The following is a 16,922-nucleotide window of genomic DNA, read 5'->3' as shown; positions in this document are numbered from 1 at the left end:
GGCAGCCGGGGAGCATGCTGGCAGTGTGACCTGGTTCGGCGCGGCCCGGCGCACGCCACACGATGCTGCCGGTGCTGTGGCGGCGGCGGCAGACGGTGGAGCACCCGTGCCCGATGAAGTGGCCCTTGCGATCGCGCAGGCCGAGGTGGCCGCGATCGAAGCCGTCGGAGGCTTCGCCGGCGGCGTGTACATGCGCTCCAGCACACCGGGGCTGCTGCGGCTGGCGGTGGTCGCCGGGCTCCCCACCCAGCTGTTCCGTCCCTGGACGCGCATGCATGTGAACCGCCCGTTCCCGTTGTCCGACGTCTACCGCTCGGGCCAGCCCGTGTTCCTCGGCGATGCCGAGGAGTCGATGCGCCGCTACCCGCAGCTGATGGCGGGTCTGCCGTTCCCCTTCGGGTCGCTGTACGTGCCGATCATCAGCGAGCACGAGAAGTTCGGTGTGATGGCCGTGCTGCGGCCTGCCACCCCCGGCGTCCCGATCGACCAGGACGACCGCGCCCAGATGATCGGCACAGGGAAGGGGCTCGGCGCGATGTTGACTGCCATCGGCGAGAAGGGTTCCCGGGTCGAGTGGGACGGGGAGGCGGTGGCCGTCACACTGCCCGTGCGCACGGCGCCACCGGTACAGGTCGGCCGCTTCGACTGGAACATCGACACCGGCGCCGTGCTCGCCGACGAGGGGCTGTGCGCGATTCTCGGCATGGACCCCGCCGAATTCCCCGGCACCGTCTGGGCCTTGGCGGAGCGCCTGGCACCCGAGGACGCGTACGGCCTGTGGGCGATCGCCCGGCAGGCCGCCGAGTCGGACCGGCCGGTGTCCCGCAGAATGCGTCTGAACGGGCCGGACGGGCGACCGCATGTGCTCGAGGTGTCCGGCCGCCGCGTCGACCCGCCCGCCGGGGCAGAGGGCATCCGGCTGACCGGGCTCCTGGTCGACCTCGGCACGACGCCCGTGGTCTCCCAGGCGGCGGACCGGCTTCCGCAGGGCGTCTTCACTCTCGACCGTCTCGGACGGATCACCTACGTCAACCGCAATGCCGAGAAACTGCTCGGGCATGCCCGCGACGAACTGGTCGGACGGCTGCTGTGGGACGCGCTGCCGTGGCTCGGCCAGGCCGGCCACGACGACCACTACCGGGCGGCGTTGATGACGAGGGACCCCGTGCGCTTCCAGACCAGGACGCCGAGCGGGACGTGGCTGTCGGCCTCCCTCCACTCGGGGCGTGAGGGACTCACCGTCGAGCTCGAAGGTCAGGAACCGCCCGCGTACACCCCGGAGTCGGTCATCGTGCCCGGCCTCGGTCTCGGGTCCACGGCCGACCGGGCGGTGGCGCTGTACCGCCCGGTCGCCCTCGCCATCGCGCTCACCGAGGCGGTGACAGCGCGTCAGGTCTCCGCCGTGGTCACGGAGGAGCTGCTGCCGGCGTTCGGCGGCCGCCAGCTCGCGATCTACCTCCTGAACGAGCGGCATCTCTATCTGGCGTGGGAGACCGGCTTCCCCCGCGGCTTCCTCGACCGCTTCGACGGCGTCTCCATGGAGGCCCAGCTGCCGGGCGTCGAAACGCTCACCAGCGGTCGGCCGATCTTCTTCGAGTCCATGCAGCGGCTCGCCGATGCGTATCCGGGCATCCCCCTGGACGCCAGCGTCGGTGCCCGGGCGTTCCTGCCGCTGATCGCCTCCGGCAGGCCGGTCGGTTCCTGCATCCTCGGCTTCGACCATCCTCGGGGCTTCAGCCCCGAGGAGCGCACGGTCCTCACCGCGCTCGCCGGACTCATCGCCCAGGCCCTGGAGCGGGCCCAGCGCTACGACAGCGAAGCCGCCCTCGCCCGCGGCCTGCAGAACGCGCTGCTGCCCCACCGACTGCCCGTGGTCGAGCACTTCGACACCGTCGGGCGATATCTGCCCGGCACCCAGGGCATGGAGGTAGGCGGGGACTGGTACGACGTCATCGAGACCGGCCGCGGACTCGCCCTGGTCATCGGCGACGTACAGGGACACGGTGTCGCCGCCGCTGCCACCATGGGCCAACTGCGCAGCGCGGTCCGGGCGTTCGCGCTCAGCGGCTTCGAGCCGCGGGAAGTGATGAGCGGCACCAACCGGCTGCTCATCGACCTCGACCCGGGCCAGTTCGCGAGCTGCTGCTATGTCACCCTCGACCCCGGTACCGGCCTCGCCCAAGCGGTGCGGGCCGGTCATCTGCAGCCGCTGCTGCGCCATCCCGACGGCAGAACCGAGGTGCTGAACCTGGCCGGCGGCGTGGTCCTCGGCGTCGACGGAACGGCCAGCTACCCCATCGCCGAGCTGCAACTCGAGCCAGGTGCGCTGCTCGCGCTGTACACCGACGGACTGGTCGAGCAACCGGGCGCCGACATCGATCTCGGCATCGAGCGGCTGCGCGGCGCCCTCGCGGACATGAGCACGTACACCCTCGCGGAGACGGCCGACCGCCTGATCAACGAGGCACGCCAGGAGGTCGACCGCCCCGACGACATCGCGCTGCTGCTCGGCGCCCGCTGGCCCCGCAGGGACCCCGGCCACGAGTGAGCGAAGCCCGCACGCCGTCGTGCAGGTTCGGCTTCACGGTTGTTCACAGATGCTGAAGGAGCCGGTCGGGAGTGAGGGGCAGTTCCCGCAGCCGCACACCCACCGCGTGATGGACGGCGTTGGCGACGGCGGCCGCCGTGCCGACGATACCGATCTCGCCGATGCCCTTGCTGCCCATCGGGTTGAGGTGCGGGTCGTCCTCGGCGATCCAGTGTGCCTCGATCGCGGGCACGTCCGCGCTCACCGGCACGTGGTACAAGGCGAGATCGCACTCCGCGAAGTCCCCGAAGGCCGCGTCCATCGTGCTGCTCTCCATCAGAGCCATACCGAGGCCCATCGTCATCCCGCCGACGAACTGGGACCACGCCGTACGGGAGTTGAGGATGCGACCGGCCGCGTACACACCGAGCAGCCGGCGTACGCGCACCTCGCCGGTCACCGTGTCCACCTGCACCTCGGCGAAGTGGGCGCCGAACGCGTGCCGGGCGAACGGGGATTCCCCGCTCGTCTCCTCCTTGGTGTCCACCGAGACGGTCAGTCCCTCGGCCGGCAGAGCACCGGACCGTTCGGCGAGCAGGGCGGCAAGCTGCGAGCACGCCTTGTGCACGGCCCACCCCCAGGAGGCGGTGCCGGCCGAGCCGCCCGCCAGCACCGCGGCCGGCAGATCGCTGCTGCCGATGTCGACGTGCACTGCATCCAGCGGCACGCCGAGCACATCGGCCGCGACCTGGGCGAGCACGGTACGCGCGCCGGTGCCGATGTCCGTGGCGTTGATACGCACCAGGTACGTGCCGTCCCGGCCGGCGTGCGCACTCGCCCTGGACGGGGCGAGGAACACGGGGTACGTGGCCGACGCGACGCCCGACCCCAGCAGCAGATCCCCCTCCCGGCGCACGCCCGGCCGCGGATCGCGCTGATCCCAGCCGAACCGCCGGGCCCCCTCTCTCAGGCAGGCGGCGAGATTGCGGCTGCTGAAGGGACGGCCGCTGTCGGGCTCGGTGTCCGTGTCGTTGCGCAGCCGCAGCTGCACGGGATCGACCCCGGTGGCCACGGCGAGTTCGTCCATCGCCGACTCCAGCGCGAACATCCCCGGTGTCTCACCCGGCGCACGCATCCAGGAGGGGCTCGGCACGTCCAGAGCGGCCAGCCGGTGGACCGTGCGGCTGTTCGGCGAGGTGTACATGACCCTGGCCGGCACGGCTGCCTGCTCCACGAACTCCTTGATACGCGAGGTCTGTGTGACGACCTCGTGGGCCAGCGCGTCGATCACACCGTCCCGGCCGGCCCCGAGCCGTACCCGGTGCAGCGTCGGCGCGCGGTGTCCCACGACCGCGGCGAGCTCGCGCCGGGGGAGGGCGAGGGTCACGGGCCGCCCGGTGTGGCGTGCGGCCATGGCGGCGAGCACCAGCTGCGGACGAGGTGTCCCCTTGGAGCCGAAGCCGCCGCCGACATGCTCGGAGACGACGGTGACCTGCTGCTTGTCCAGCCCGAACAGTCGCGCGAGCACATCCCGTACCACGGTGGATCCCTGAGCCGTGTCGTGCACGGTCAGCCGGCTGTCGTCCCAGCGGGCGGTCGAGGCATGCGGCTCCATGGGGTGGTTGTGCAGAGCCGTCAGGGTGTACGTGGCGTCGATACGGACGGCGGCCGCGGCGAAGGCCGCGTCGACATCGCCGCGTTCGCGCACCGCGGGGAAGCCGCCGTTGACCGTGTCCGGCGTGTAGATGCCCGGATGGTCCGGCCTGAGGTGCACATCGTGCTCCTCGGTGTCGTACGCCACGCGCACCGCATCGGCCCCCGCGCGGGCGGCCTCCAGGGTGTCGGCGACCACCAGGGCGACGTACCAGCCCCGGTGCGGCACCTCGGCGTCCTGGAGGACCGCGAGCGTGGGATCGTCCGGCGGCCGGAGCCGCGGCGCGTTCTCATGGGTGAGCACCGCGAGCACACCGGGCAGTGCCGAGGCCGTCTCGGTGTCGAAGGCCATGACCCGGCCGCGGGCCACCGTGGCCGGGACCGGCCAGGCGTATGCACGTCCCGGATGTGACTGCTCGGCCGCGTACCGGGCCGCGCCGGTGACCTTCTCGCGGGCCTCACGCCGTACGGCGCCGGTGCCGATGGCGGCGGAAGTCCCGGTCATGACGGGCCCTCACCGTCCTGTGCGTCCGTGGCCAGGCCGGTCAGCACAGCGACGGCCAGATTGCGGGCGAGCGGCACCTTGAACCCGTTGTCGCGCAGCGGCAGCGCCCCGTCGAGCGCGTTGTCCGCGGCGCGTACGAAGGACTCCCGCGTGGCAGGCGCCCCGGCGAGTGCCGCCTCGGCCGCGGCGACCCGCCACGGCCGGTGGGCCAGCCCGCCGAACGCCAGCGCGGCGCCGCGGACCGTGCCGTCGTGGACGTCGAGCACCGCGGCCACCGAGGCGAGCGCGAAGGCGTACGAGGCGCGGTCGCGGGCCTTGCGGTACGCGGTGCGCTCACCTGCCGGGCGGGGAGGCAGCTCCACCGCGGTGATCAGCTCGCCGGGACTCAGCACGGTGTCGGACTCAGGATGCTCGCCGGGCAGCCGGTGCAGATCACGGACCGGGACGCGGCGCTCTCCGGTCACCCCCTGCACATGGACCGCGGCGTCCAGGGCGGCCAGAGCCACCGCCATGTCCGAGGGGTGCGTCGCGACGCAGTGCTCGGAGTGGCCGAGCACCGCGAGGTCGCGATGGACGCCGTCGCGCGCGGGGCAACCGGTTCCCGGAGCGCGCTTGTTGCAGGGCTTGGCGATGTCCTGAAAGTACGTGCACCGGGTGCGCTGAAGCAGGTTGCCGCCGGTCGTGGCGGTGTTGCGGAGCTGTCCCGAAGCTCCGGCCAGCAGCGCCTGGGACAGTGCGGTGTAGCGGCTGCGGACGACCGGATGCGCGGCGAGGTCACTGTTGCGGACATTCGCGCCGACCAGGAGCCCGCCGTCCGGTGTGGCTTCGATGTGGTGCATCGGCAGCCCGCCGACGTCGATCAGCAGCTCCGGTGTGGCGACGCCGAGCTTCATCAGGTCGACGAGGTTGGTGCCGCCTGCCAGGTACTGGGCACCGGGCCGCCCGGCAAAGGCGGCGACCGCCTCCGCGGGGCTGTCGGGACGGAGATAGGCGAACGGCTTCACGGTGCCACGTCCTCGATCGCCGCCACGATGCCAGGATAGGCGCCGCAGCGGCACAGATTGCCGCTCATCCGCTCCTGGATCTCGGACCGGGTCAGAACGACCGGCTCGGAGGAGGGACGGTGGGGATCGGTCACCAGAGACGGCCGGCCGTCCGCCGCCTCGGCCAGCATGCCGACGGCGGAACAGAGCTGGCCGGGTGTGCAGTAGCCGCACTGCAGGGCGTCCCGTGCGACGAACGCCTCCTGCAGGGGGTGCAGCCGCCCGTCACCGGCGAGACCTTCGACGGTGGTGATGCGCGCGCCGTCGTGCGCGACGGCCAGGAGCAGACAGCTGTTTGCGCGCCGTCCGTCGACCAGCACGGTGCAGGAACCGCACTGGCCGTGGTCACAGCCCTTCTTGGTGCCGGTCAGATCCATGTGCTCGCGCAGCGCGTCCAGGACGGTGGTGCGGTGGTCGAGGGTCAGCGTGTGCGCGATCCCGTTGACATGCAGGGCGACCGGGGAGCGATGAGCGCCCGCGGCGTCCGGTGGCTCGGTGGTCGGATCCACGGCGCGTTCCCCTCGGTCCTGTTTCGATCGTTCTGTCCTGTCCTACCAGCCCGGCGGCGATCGTGCGCCTTGTCGCTCACACCCTGCGGCGAGGCTCTGAACGGCCGTTCCCCGGCGGGGTCCGCAGCACGTGGCGTGACGTACCGGCCGTGAGGGAGCGCGCGGGAGCACGGTGCCGGGCCGCCAGGGGCCTGGCGGCGCACGTACACGGGGCCCGCAGGCCCAGGCGGTATCGCGGCCGAAGCGGCGGCGTCCTTGCCGGCTCAGCCGCCCTGTCTGCCGCTGCCGGCGGTGCCGCCGCTGTCGTCGGTGTCCCGCGGGGGCTTCGGCGGCTCCGGCTCCGGCGCGGGTCTGCTGGGAAGGTTCCCGTAACCGGGCATCTCGTGCGGCCACAGCTGTTCGTCCGGATCGAAGGCGTCGGGCTCGCGGCGGCTCTCGATGTGGGTCCCGTGGTCGGGCGGCTTCGGGATCTCCTCCCGTCGCGGCGCGGTGTCGCGCCGCCGGCGGCCCATTTCCATGACGACCCAGACGAGCAGCACCAGCAGCCCGATGACGATGAGGGAGAACACGATGACTGCAGGCGCCCCCTCGCCGGCGGCGAGGAAGCTGGGTGCGTCAGCGGCCGAAGAGCTGAAAGTGACCATATGGGGCGGGTACCCGCTCTGAGCCGTATATCCGCCAGGAGGGGGAAGGGATCGCCCATCCGGACCGCACCCCGGGGCTCTCGGACCGCCTCGCCCGCAGCGCCGGGCCTGCCGGGGCGGCACGGCAGGCCCGGCTCGGGCCCGCACAGGTCGTGGGTTCCCGGGAGCTCCGTCCCGGCGGACCGGGACCGTTCAGCCGTCCTGAAGCGTGGCGAGGTGGCGGGCCAGCGTGTCCGTGGACTGGAAGGTCGCCCCGAACAGCCCCACGTGCTTCCAGTGCAGTGTGCCCTCCGCGGTGATCAGAAAGACCGCGCGGCGCAGACCGATCCCGGGCGCCGCGACCCCGAAGGCGCGCGCCACCGACCGGTCCGTGTCGGCGAGCAGCGGCATTCTCAGTCCGTACTTGCGCGCGAAGCTCTCATGGCTGTCGACGCTCTGCGGGCTGATCCCCCACACCTCCGCTCCGCAGTCGGTGAAGGTCTCCAGGCCGCTCGAGTACGAGCACAGCTGCTTGGTGCACACGGCCGTGTCGTCGCCCGGGTAGAAGGCGAGCACCAGGGGCCTGCCCTGCTGCTCGTGCAGCGAGAAGTCGCGCCGCTCGAACGCGCCGTCGCGCGCTCCGTCCACCAGGACCCCGCCGGGGAGGGTGAAGTCCGCGACCGGCGCGCCGATTTCGGGTGCTGCTGCCATGGGAACTCCTGCTGCTCTCGTGGGTACGGGAAGGCATCATGTGTTCCCAGCATTCTTACTCCCCGGTAGGGAAGTGCTGCGGGCGGGTCCCGCCCGCAGCACTGTCACCAGGCCTCTGACGGCGTCCGAGCGGACAGTCGGTCAGCGGATCGGCGTCCGTCCCGCCGGGCCGGGCGCGGGCCACCGTGTGGCTGGGTGCCGGCTTCGTGCCGTGGTGCAGCCAGCCCTCCAGAGCCGTGAACGCCGAGCGGTGGCACGGCGTCAGCGGCCGCAGCCTGTCCGGGAAGGCGTCGTACAGCGAATCCACATGGGTGCCGCCTTCGATCCGGTAGTAGCGGAACAGCCCGCCGCGGCCCGCGTCGCGCACCATCCGCGCGTACACGTCGGAGTCACGCCCGATCGGCAGCAGCACATCCAGCGTGCCGTGCAGGGTGATCAGCGGCTTTCCGATCCGGCCCGTGAGCGCGATCCGATCCACCGCGGTGCGCACCTCGCGCGGGCGTGCGGCGTAGTCGTAGTCGGCGTCGCAGGCCGGAGTGCCGGGCGCGCAGAACGGCGTCCCCGCCTCCGTCGCCCCGTCGAATCCGGGATCGAGCTCCTCCCGGTAGATCCGCTGGGTCAGATCCCAGTAGTACTGGTGGTGGAACGGCCACAGGAACTCCGAGCCCTCGGGATATCCGGCCGCGACCATCTCCGCGTGCGCCTGAGGCGCGCCCGCGCCGCCCGCCGCGTACACGGGATAGCTGCGCAGTGCGGGCGGCAGGAAGGTCAGCAGATTCGGCCCCCGTCCGCGCCACAGCGTGCCCTCCCAGTCGACGCCGCCGTCGTACAGCTCGGGATGGTTCTCCAGCTGCCAGCGCACCAGGTAGCCGCCGTTCGACATGCCGGTGGCCAGCGTGCGGGACGGCGGCCGGCGGTAGCGCTGGGCGGTGACGGCGCGGGCCGCCCGGGTGAGCTGGGTGACGCGGGCGTTCCACTCGGCGATCGCCTCGCCCGGCTCGTCACCGTCACGGTGGAAGGCTGCCGAGGTGTTGCCCTTGTCGGTGGCGGCGAAGGCGTACCCGCGGGACAGCACCCAGTCCGAGATCGCCCGGTCGTTCGCGTACTGCTCACGCACTCCTGGTGAGCCCGCGACGACGAGGCCCCCGTTCCAGCGGTCGGGCAGCCGGATCACGAACTGCGCGTCGTGGTTCCAGCCGTGGTTGGTGTTGGTGGTGGAGCGGTCGGGGAAGTAGCCGTCGATCTGGATGCCGGGCACGCCGGTGGGCGTGGCCAGTCCCGCCGGCGTCAGCCCGGCCCAGTCGGCCTTGTCGGTGTGACCCGAGGCCGGCGTTCCCGCCGTGGTCAACTCGCCCAGGCACGACACCACTTGGCGTTCGGCACCCGGCACCGTCAGCTGGGCCGTCCGGGCGCAGTGCCCCTGCGGCGACCCCGCCGCACCGTCCGCGGGCTGCCCTGCGGCCGGCACGGTCGTCAGGGTGAGCAACAGCGCGGCGCCGCCCGCGGCGCGTACGGTCCGGCGGAGGGGACCGCCCGGTCTGCGCAGGGGGTCGGGGACTTGGCGCAACGGCGAGGGGAAGGGCACGAAGAACTCCTGTTGATATGGCGATTCAGGGACACAGCGAATCAGGGACGAGGGAACTGCAGGAGCAGGCGGCGTCGGCGATGAGGTGGTGGCCGGCCGGTGGACGTGCATCGTCGGAGCGCCCGGGCCGGAGCGGGGAGCCCGCCGGGACCGCGAGAACGGCGCACCGCCGGACGTGGCCTGCCCGGCACGGGCCGGTCTGTACGCAAGGGCAACCGAACCTCCCGCAGGCGACTGGGATGCCGGTCACAGTAGGAACCGCGGGCCTGCCGGGCCATGGTGACGCCCCCCATAGACATGAGCGCCGACGACGGTGCACACCCCGTTGCGGGACGGGGCGCCGGGGTGCTACGGGCCTGTCCGACGCTGCGGCAGGGTGCTGCGCGCGCCGGACGCACTGCTCAGGAGGTGGGCTCCTCCGGGGAGGCCGGTGCCGATCCGTCCGAGGACTGCGGGGCCTGGTCGGTCGACTGTGGAGCCTCTCGAGGCGACTGGGGGACCGAGTCGGGCTCGGGCTCCGGCTCCGAGGGCGGCGAGTCGGGCTCGGGCGAGGTGCCTTCAGCCGGCGGGGACGCCGGCTCCTCGGGGCTCGGCGTCTCGGAGGACGGCGATTCGGGGGAGCCGGACTCGGAGGACGGCGGACAGCTCTTGTCCGACCCGTCCGCAGGGCACCGGGAGTGGGGCGGCGACTCGTCCGGGGACGGCAGCGCCTCGTGCTTCGGAGGCTGCGTCTCCTTGTCCTTGCCGCCCGTGTCGCCCGCGGGACGTTGCAACCACTTCTTGTCCTCGGCGTCGTAGATGACGAACTTCTCCACCTCCGTGACCGCGGGCGCCACCACCACGACGTTCGATGGGCGGTAGCCCGGCCAGGAGTCGCCCGTCGGCTCCAGGGTGCCCTGCTGGGCGACCGGCGGCAGCAGCGGATTGCCGCAGGCGCAGCGCACCCTGGGTACGCCCCGTTCGTCGATCAGCACGGCGGTACCGGCCTGCAGCACCGCCTGATAGCTGGTGGCCGATCCGTCCTTGTAACCGTGGTTGGTGACCCGGGTGTCCCAGCGCAGCTGCACGGGCGTGAGCGAGCGCAGATAGGCGGGTACGCTGCCGGGCTCGATGTCCAGCACCTCGGCGAACGCCCGGTTCTTCGACTCGTCCACGCCGAGAGCGGTGATCTGCTTCTCCACGTCGCAACTGGCCACGTCGCGGGTTCCGCCGTACAGGCCGGGCGCGGATCCCCGCACGCTGCGGATGACGTTGGCGCCGGACTCGGTGGTGCTCGGCGCGGACGGCGACGCCGTCGGTGTCGTCGGCGCCGTGCCGTTCACCGTCGACTCGGTGAACGGAGCGGGGCCGGCCGACGAGGCTGCCTCGAGGAAGAGCTCCTTCTCGCCCTGACCACCGGATCCGCCGCCCGGCCTGGTCAGCACGACCGCCAGCACCAACGCGGCCACCAGCGCCGTGGCGATCGCGGCGATCCGCGGCACCGACCGCCACCAGGGCCGGCCGGGCTCCGGCTCCGGAGCTCCGCGTTGCGGCCCGCTGGCGGGGCCGGGTGGCGGCCCGGCCGGTCCGCCACCCGACGAACCGCCCGAGCCACCGCTGGGTGGTGGTGGCGGTGGGACCTCCGGCCGGGAAGGACCCGACAGCGGGCCCGACGGGGGGCCGGCGGGACCGTCCGGCGGCTCGGAGGCCGACGGCCGGGAATTCGGAGGTGGGGAGTTCGGCGGTTGGGAATTCACAGCACTTCTTCCCGGTGTGGTAGGCGGAAAAGATTGATGTCTCCCGCTTTGTCACTCACCGTGCCTATTGTGTGCTCCGGATCTGCGCGGCTCGCAAGCTGACGCGGTCGGCCCACCCGAGGGGCGGGCCCCGGAGTCGCTGCTTAGCGTGGCAGCGTGAGCGAGCAGCCATGGAGCGGCAGCGGACCGGGGCCCGGTGCGCCCACCAGCCGTGCGCCACATGCGGCGCACGGCTGGCTGCAGGCCCTCCTGGCCGTGCTCGCGGCCGTGGTGGCCATGGCCGTCCCGGCTGCTCTCGGACTGTGGGCGGCGGGCGCGGCGGATCTGCCCGAAGGCGCGTTTCTCGATGTCGCGGCGGCCGTCGTGGTGCTGGCGGCCGGCGGTTCGGTGGACATCGCCGGAGACGCCGGAGCGATCGCCGAGACCAGCGCAGACCTCTCGGTCCTGCCTCTGTCGGTGTCGCTGGCCGGCGCCCTCGCCATCGCGGCCGGGTTCCTGCGGCCCCTGCGCCACCGTGCGGTGGCGGGCAGTCGCGAACTGGCGGGCTGGGCCCTGCGGATCGCGGTGCTGTGGGCGCTGGCGCTGATCGGACTCTCGGCGCTCGCCCGCCACACCTTCACGATCCCGATCGAGGACCCGACCGGTGCGATCATCGGCGACCTGCTGGACGCGACTCCCCGGCTGGGATTCCGCGCCGACATTCCGCTCACGGTCGTGTTCGGACTGCTGTGGCTGGCCGCTCTGCTTGTGCTCGCGCTCCTGGTCTCACGCCGCGCCCCGCTGCCCGCCAGGCTGGTCCGCTTCGAGGAGTCGGTGCGGCCGGCGGCCTTCGCCATGGTCGTGCTGCTGCTCGCCTGGGTCGCGGTGGGCGTCGTGATCGGCCTGGTGGTCGCCGCGACCCGCGGCCACGCCGCCGACACCTTCGCCGTGATCCTGCTCGGGCTGCCGAACCTCGTCTGGCTCGCCTTCACCCTCGGGCTGGGCGCCACCTGGGAAGGCAAGGTCGAAGGCCCGTTCGGTCTCCCGATGCCGCAGGTCCTCGACGCCGTACTGCGCACCCCGGACGTCTCCACACTGAACCTCCGGTCGCTGGCCGACCAGGACACGAACGTGTGGTGGCTCGTCCCCGCGGCCGCGGTCCTGCTGCTCGGCGCCGCCTTCTTGATGGCGGTACGGTCACCGGCCCGGATGCGCGCCTGGCAGCACGCCCTGCACCTGGCCGTCGCCCTTGTCCTCACCGTCCTGATGATCTGCCTGACCGTCCGGCTCTCCGCGCACTTCGGACTCTCCCTGCTGGGGCTTGGCGATCTCGGCGGCAATCTCTCCGGCGAGGTCCTGCTGCGCCCGCACCTGTGGACGGCGCTCGGGCTCGCCGCACTGTGGGGGCTGGTCGCCGGCTTCCTCGGCAGCCTCCTCGCCTCGCCGGTCCGGCGGCGCGGCGAAGTCGACCGGGGCGGAACCGGCCGGACGGGCGGCGACTAGGCCCGGCCTGGGGAGACCCCACGCCTCGGCCCAGGCGGACCTGGGAAGACCCCACGCATCTGATGCCGCAGGCTGGTCCTCGAAGATCGCCCGGACAGGGCCTGGGTGTCACGAAGATCGACCTGAAGCGTTGTTCACACGGCTGATCGGTGGCCGGCCTGCGAGTGCGCTGCGGCAGGTGCCAAGCTGCCCGCCCAGAGGCACGTCCCTGGACCTTCAGGCCCGGGACGTGCCCCTGCACCGACCCCGTCACCGATCCGGCCTCATCGGGAGGAAGAGGCCTGGCGGGCGAGGCCGGGGAAGACCGGCAGAGCCCAGTGGGGCGGGCGCGGCGGGGCGGGTGGCGCGGCCGGGGCACCCGGCGGTACCAGCCCGTCCACCACCGTCGGCTCACGTACCCGGGGGCCGTCGGCGCCTCCGGACGCCGCGGCGCGCATCGCGGCCACGAACTGGGAGCACGAGTCGAAGCGGTCGTCGGGGCTCTTGGCGAGTCCCTTGGCCATCACCGCGTCGACGGCGGCCGGCAGATCGGGCCGCTTGGCGGTCAGTGACGGCGCCGAATCGTACTGATGCGCCCACAACAGGGCCATGTCGTCGTCGCGCTGGAACGGCGGCGCCCCCGTCAGCATCTCGTGGACGACACAGGCGAAGCTGTACACATCGCACCGGCCGTCCACCGGCTTCCCGGAGATCTGCTCCGGTGCCACATAGTCCAGCGTTCCGACGAACTCGCCCGCCGTCGTGATCCCGGACAGGGACAGCGATTTCTTCGTCAGCCCGAAGTCGGTCAGATACACATGCTCCGGGTGGTCGCTGTCGGTGCCCTCGGCAACCAGGATGTTGCCGGGCTTGACGTCCCGGTGCACCAGATCGTGCGCGTGGGCGGCGTCGAGCGCCGACGCCACCTGGGCCGCGATACGGCCCGCCATCCGCGCCGACAGCGGTCCCTGGCGGTCCAGCAGGGCCCGCAGGTCCTGTCCCGGCACGTACCGCATGGCGATGTAGAGCAGCCCGTCGGTCTCGCCCGCCTCGAAGACCGGCACGATGTGCGGATGGTCGATCGCGGCCGCCGCCCGTGACTCGTGGGCGAAGCGTTTGCGGAAGGTGTCGTTGCGGGCCAGCTCGGGCGCCAGCAGCTTGAGGGCGACCGTGCGGTCCAGCCGCAGATCCTTCGCCCGGTAGACGACCGCCATGCCGCCGCGGCCGATCTCGCGTTCGACCAGGTAGCTCGCGATCTGCTTGCCGATGAGCTCGGACGGGCGCCCGGCCGGCAGGTACTGCTCGTGCGGGTCGGATGCCATCAGGTGCCACCGGGACGCGTGGGCGGATGCGGAGGCGCGGAATCCGCGGCACGCTCCACGACGCGCGTCGGCTCATTCGCCTCCGACACCGCTTCCGCGTCCGACTTCGCGGCCTCCGGCCCGGCGTCGGGGCCGTGCCCTTGGCCCCCGTCGTCGTACCGGGCCACCTGTGCCGGGTCGATGCGCTGGGTCTCGTCGGGCTCCTCCGCCTCACCGATCAGAGGCGCGGGGGGAGCCGGGGCCGCTTCGGGTGCGACGGACGCCGAAGGGGCCGACTCGGCCGCGAGGGTGCTCAGCCGGATCCCGTCGCAGTACACCCAGCGCTCGTGCTCCGCGTCATACAGCCACACCGACTCGCCGTCGACGACCATGCCCACCCGCAACCCTTGCGTACGGCGCCGGAAGCCCTCCCCGTCGGATCGCCCGGCCGCCCGGTCCTCTGCCGCCGTCCGGTAGCGGGCCAACGACTCCCCGACCCGGGCCAGCAGCGGTCTCGGGTCCGCGGTCCGGGCGAGCGGCTGCCCCGCCGCCGGGGGTTCCTGCGGCACGGCGACCAGCAGGCGGCCGTCCACCCAGGCCGACCAGCCGTTGGCGCACAGGATCTGCCCCCACTCCCCGCGGCGCTCCACCAGCTGCACCGGCAGCAACGGGTCGAGTGGTGCGGTCGGCCGTGACACGTCCGGGGCCTCCCAGGCCTGGAGCCCGGCCTGCGGCACCACATGAGTGGGGTGGAACTCGGCAGTGGTCATGACCTCCGCGCCTACCTTCGCATGACCGCGGGCTCATGGCGGCGCAGCAGCCGCGCCACCGCGAACCCGAAGACGACCGACAGCACCACCAGCATCCCCATGTTGAGCAGCCATACCCCGGTCGCATGCTCGAAGAGCGGATCGCCGGTCAGTTTGCCCGGCGCGATCGAGGCCACTCCGATCGTCGACGCCATGGCGGCCAGGGCCCACCGGGAGGGGACCAGCCACGAGAACTGCTCCACCCCGGGCACCCCGTGCAGCTCCAGCAGCGCTCCGCAGAACACGACCTGAATGATGGCGAGGAGGACCAGCAGCGGCATGGTGACCTCCTCCTTGCGCACCAGCGCGGACACCAGCAGCCCGAGCATCATCGCGGTGCACGACAGCAGAGCGACCGCCAGCGTGATCTCGGCCAGTGGGGGCATCAGTACGCCCTCGCCGTCCGGCGCGTTCAGATCGACTCCGGCCAGTGCGACAAGGGTCAGCACGACGGCCTGCAGCACGGTGATCGTCCCCAGCACCACGACCTTGGACATCAGATACGCGGATCTGGACAGCCCGACCGCCCGCTCCCGCTGGTAGATCACCCGCTCCTTCACCAGCTCCCGCACCGCGTTGGCCGCGCCCGTGAGCATGCCGCCGACACACAGGATGAGCAGGGTGCTCATGGCCGTCTCCCGGTCGAGCCGGCTGCCGGCCAGTGCCCGGGCCATCGCACCCATCACGAACGGCAGCACGATCATGACCACCAGGAAGGTCCGGTCGGCGCACAGCGCGGCCGTGTAGCGCCGTACCAGGGTGCGCAGCTGGGCACCCCAGCTGTGTGCCTTCGGCGGTGGGGCGACCGAGGTGGCCGCGGCGGGGAGCCGCGGCAGTTGCGGCTGCGCGCTGGCGCCCGCGATGTACTGGCGGTGGAACGGGGATGCGCGGTACGTCCCCGCCCAGTCGCGCTCACGGTCGTTCTCGAACGCCTCGAACGCCTCCGGCCACTGCTCGAATCCGAAGAACGGGAGAGTGTCGTCGGGGGGTCCGTAGTAGGCGATCCGGCCGCCCGGCGCCAGGACCAGCAGCCGGTCGCAGAGTTGCAGGCTCAGCACGCTGTGCGTGACCACGATGACCGTGCGGCCGTCGTCGGCGAGGCCGCGGAGCATGTGCATGACGGAGCGGTCCATGCCGGGGTCGAGTCCGGAGGTGGGTTCGTCGAGGAACAGCAGCGACGGTTTCGTCAGCAGCTCCAGCGCCACGCTCACGCGCTTGCGCTGACCGCCGGACAGGGAGTGGATCGGCTGTCCGGCCCGCTGCTCGAGACCGAGTTCGCGCAGCACCTCGGCCACCCTGTCCAGCCGTTCGGCCTTCGCGGTGTCCTGCGGGAAGCGCAGCTCGGCAGCGTATGACAGGGCCCGGCCCACGGTCAGCTGCGAGTGCAGGATGTCGTCCTGAGGCACCAGGCCGATGCGCTGGCGCAGCTCCGCGTAGTCCCGGTAGAGGTCGCGTCCGTCGTAGAGCACGGTGCCCTGGTCGGCGGGGCGCAGCCCGGTCAGGGCGTTGAGGAGCGTGGACTTGCCGGCGCCGCTCGGCCCCACCACGGCGAGCAGACACTTCTCGCCGACCGGGAACGACACATGATCGAGGAGCGTCTTGCGGCCGCCGTCGACCGAGACGGTCAGATCCTGGACGTCGAGCGAGACCTCGCCGGTGTCGACGAACTCCTGAAGCTGGTCGCCGACCAGACAGAACGCCGAGTGCCCGATACCGATGATGTCGCCGGGCATCACGCGAGCCCGGTCGACGGGCTGGCCGTTGAGATACGTGCCGTTGTGACTGCCGAGGTCGACGATCTCGTACCTGCCGTCCGGGTGCGACTCCAGCTCGGCATGCCGGCGCGAGACCACCAGGTCGTCGATGACCAGCTCGTTCTCGGTGCCGCGCCCGATGCGCACGGTACGGGCCGGCAGCGGCCGCACACTTGTCGGCTGGCGGAAGGTGCCGGTCACGGACGGCATGGAGACGGAGGAGGGGTGGGCGGCCGCTGCCGGCCCGGCGCGGGATGCCCCCGCGAGGGCGGGCGGGAGCTCACGTCCCATCAGCACCACTCGTGGGCCGTCGGCCGGATTGCCGAACCGGATCTCACTGCCGGGCCCCACGCCCGACTCATGGATGCGGCGGCCGTCCGCGTAGGTGCCGTTGGTGCTGTCCGCGTCCTCGAGTGTCCAGTGGTCGGCGACCGCACGGAGCACGGCATGGTGCCAGGAGACGCGCGCATCGTCGATGACGATGTCGCTCAGGGGATCACGCCCGACGTGGTAGTCCCGGTCCGGAATCATCACGGTGGAGCCCGTGTCCGTCTCCAGTACGAGTTCGGGGGCAGTCGGCATACTGGGCCGCTCTGACATGTCCGAATTCTATCGAGTGGGCGTTTTGCCTGCCCGGCCGAGCAGCCTCGTCGTGTCCGGGGCGGGTGACCGGCGGCCGAGGTCGTCCCGGCCGCCCCGGGACAG

The 16,922-nt window shown here is 72.3% G+C and carries 12 protein-coding genes; 2 read left to right on the top strand and 10 right to left on the bottom strand.

Translation table 11 applies throughout. The features are described 5' to 3' along the window. Positions 1 to 106: 106 nt before the first annotated feature. Positions 107 to 2,548, top strand: a complete 2,442-nt coding sequence (locus ABZ208_RS22790; RefSeq protein ID WP_356911284.1) for a SpoIIE family protein phosphatase — start codon at positions 107 to 109, stop codon at positions 2,546 to 2,548. Between the two features lie 43 nt (positions 2,549 to 2,591). Here the strand turns inward: ABZ208_RS22790 and ABZ208_RS22785 are convergent, their stop codons facing one another. The 7 genes from ABZ208_RS22785 to ABZ208_RS22755 form a co-directional block, all read right to left on the bottom strand. Beyond that, the gene (locus ABZ208_RS22785; RefSeq protein ID WP_356911283.1) at positions 2,592 to 4,685 is read right to left on the bottom strand and encodes a xanthine dehydrogenase family protein molybdopterin-binding subunit; all 2,094 of its coding nucleotides are present in this window, start codon (positions 4,683 to 4,685) and stop codon (positions 2,592 to 2,594) included. Further along, positions 4,682 to 5,689 carry a xanthine dehydrogenase family protein subunit M gene (locus ABZ208_RS22780; protein ID WP_356911282.1) on the bottom strand — a complete coding sequence of 336 codons (1,008 nt, stop codon included), beginning with the start codon at positions 5,687 to 5,689 and terminating at the stop codon, positions 4,682 to 4,684. Before ABZ208_RS22780 ends, ABZ208_RS22785 begins: the two co-directional genes overlap by 4 nt. After that, positions 5,686 to 6,180, bottom strand: a complete 495-nt coding sequence (locus tag ABZ208_RS22775) for a 2Fe-2S iron-sulfur cluster-binding protein (protein ID WP_356911296.1) — start codon at positions 6,178 to 6,180, stop codon at positions 5,686 to 5,688. Before ABZ208_RS22775 ends, ABZ208_RS22780 begins: the two co-directional genes overlap by 4 nt. 320 nt (positions 6,181 to 6,500) lie before the next feature. Then, complete coding sequence (locus tag ABZ208_RS22770) at positions 6,501 to 6,881, bottom strand: DUF6479 family protein (protein WP_356911281.1); 381 nt, start codon at positions 6,879 to 6,881, stop codon at positions 6,501 to 6,503. 192 nt (positions 6,882 to 7,073) lie between these two features. After that, positions 7,074 to 7,571, bottom strand: coding sequence for a peroxiredoxin (locus ABZ208_RS22765; RefSeq protein WP_328403768.1), 498 nt, complete (start codon positions 7,569 to 7,571; stop codon positions 7,074 to 7,076). 55 nt (positions 7,572 to 7,626) lie between these two features. Next, positions 7,627 to 9,048, bottom strand: coding sequence for a tannase/feruloyl esterase family alpha/beta hydrolase (locus ABZ208_RS22760; protein WP_356911295.1), 1,422 nt, complete (start codon positions 9,046 to 9,048; stop codon positions 7,627 to 7,629). A gap of 509 nt (positions 9,049 to 9,557) precedes the next feature. Then, positions 9,558 to 10,799 (bottom strand): DUF6777 domain-containing protein, encoded by a 1,242-nt coding sequence (locus tag ABZ208_RS22755; protein ID WP_356911294.1) that lies wholly within the window; start codon positions 10,797 to 10,799, stop codon positions 9,558 to 9,560. 330 nt (positions 10,800 to 11,129) lie between these two features. On the opposite strand from ABZ208_RS22755, the gene ABZ208_RS22750 reads away from it, so the two are divergent. Next, positions 11,130 to 12,374 carry a streptophobe family protein gene (locus tag ABZ208_RS22750; RefSeq protein ID WP_356911293.1) on the top strand — a complete coding sequence of 415 codons (1,245 nt, stop codon included), beginning with the start codon at positions 11,130 to 11,132 and terminating at the stop codon, positions 12,372 to 12,374. Positions 12,375 to 12,637: 263 nt separating this feature from the next. On the opposite strand, the gene ABZ208_RS22745 is transcribed toward ABZ208_RS22750, so the two are convergent. The 3 genes from ABZ208_RS22745 to ABZ208_RS22735 are packed head-to-tail and all read right to left on the bottom strand — an operon-like array spanning position 12,638 to position 16,817. After that, positions 12,638 to 13,675: a serine/threonine-protein kinase gene (locus tag ABZ208_RS22745; protein ID WP_356911280.1), complete on the bottom strand. Its 1,038-nt coding sequence runs from the start codon at positions 13,673 to 13,675 to the stop codon at positions 12,638 to 12,640. Next, positions 13,675 to 14,424, bottom strand: a complete 750-nt coding sequence (locus ABZ208_RS22740; protein WP_356911279.1) for a hypothetical protein — start codon at positions 14,422 to 14,424, stop codon at positions 13,675 to 13,677. Before ABZ208_RS22740 ends, ABZ208_RS22745 begins: the two co-directional genes overlap by 1 nt. 11 nt (positions 14,425 to 14,435) lie before the next feature. Continuing rightward, entirely contained in the window at positions 14,436 to 16,817 is a 2,382-nt protein-coding gene (locus tag ABZ208_RS22735) for an FHA domain-containing protein (RefSeq protein ID WP_356911278.1), read from the bottom strand. Between the last annotated feature and the right edge of the window lie 105 nt (positions 16,818 to 16,922).

The sequence above is a fragment of the Streptomyces sp. NPDC006208 genome (assembly GCF_040613775.1).
GTDB lineage: Bacteria > Actinomycetota > Actinomycetes > Streptomycetales > Streptomycetaceae > Streptomyces.
Note: the sequence above shows the minus strand (reverse complement) of the source record. Positions and strands in the feature narration are given on the sequence as shown.

Excerpts from the sequence above, each read along its gene's own strand:
- ABZ208_RS22785 (WP_356911283.1), bottom strand. The coding sequence starts at position 4,685 with ATGACCGGGACTTCCGCCGCCATCGGCACCGGCGCCGTACGGCGTGAG.
- ABZ208_RS22735 (WP_356911278.1), bottom strand. The coding sequence starts at position 16,817 with ATGTCAGAGCGGCCCAGTATGCCGACTGCCCCCGAACTCGTACTGGAG.
- ABZ208_RS22765 (WP_328403768.1), bottom strand. The coding sequence starts at position 7,571 with ATGGCAGCAGCACCCGAAATCGGCGCGCCGGTCGCGGACTTCACCCTC.
- ABZ208_RS22745 (WP_356911280.1), bottom strand. The coding sequence starts at position 13,675 with ATGGCATCCGACCCGCACGAGCAGTACCTGCCGGCCGGGCGCCCGTCC.
- ABZ208_RS22740 (WP_356911279.1), bottom strand. The coding sequence starts at position 14,424 with ATGACCACTGCCGAGTTCCACCCCACTCATGTGGTGCCGCAGGCCGGG.
- ABZ208_RS22770 (WP_356911281.1), bottom strand. The coding sequence starts at position 6,881 with ATGGTCACTTTCAGCTCTTCGGCCGCTGACGCACCCAGCTTCCTCGCC.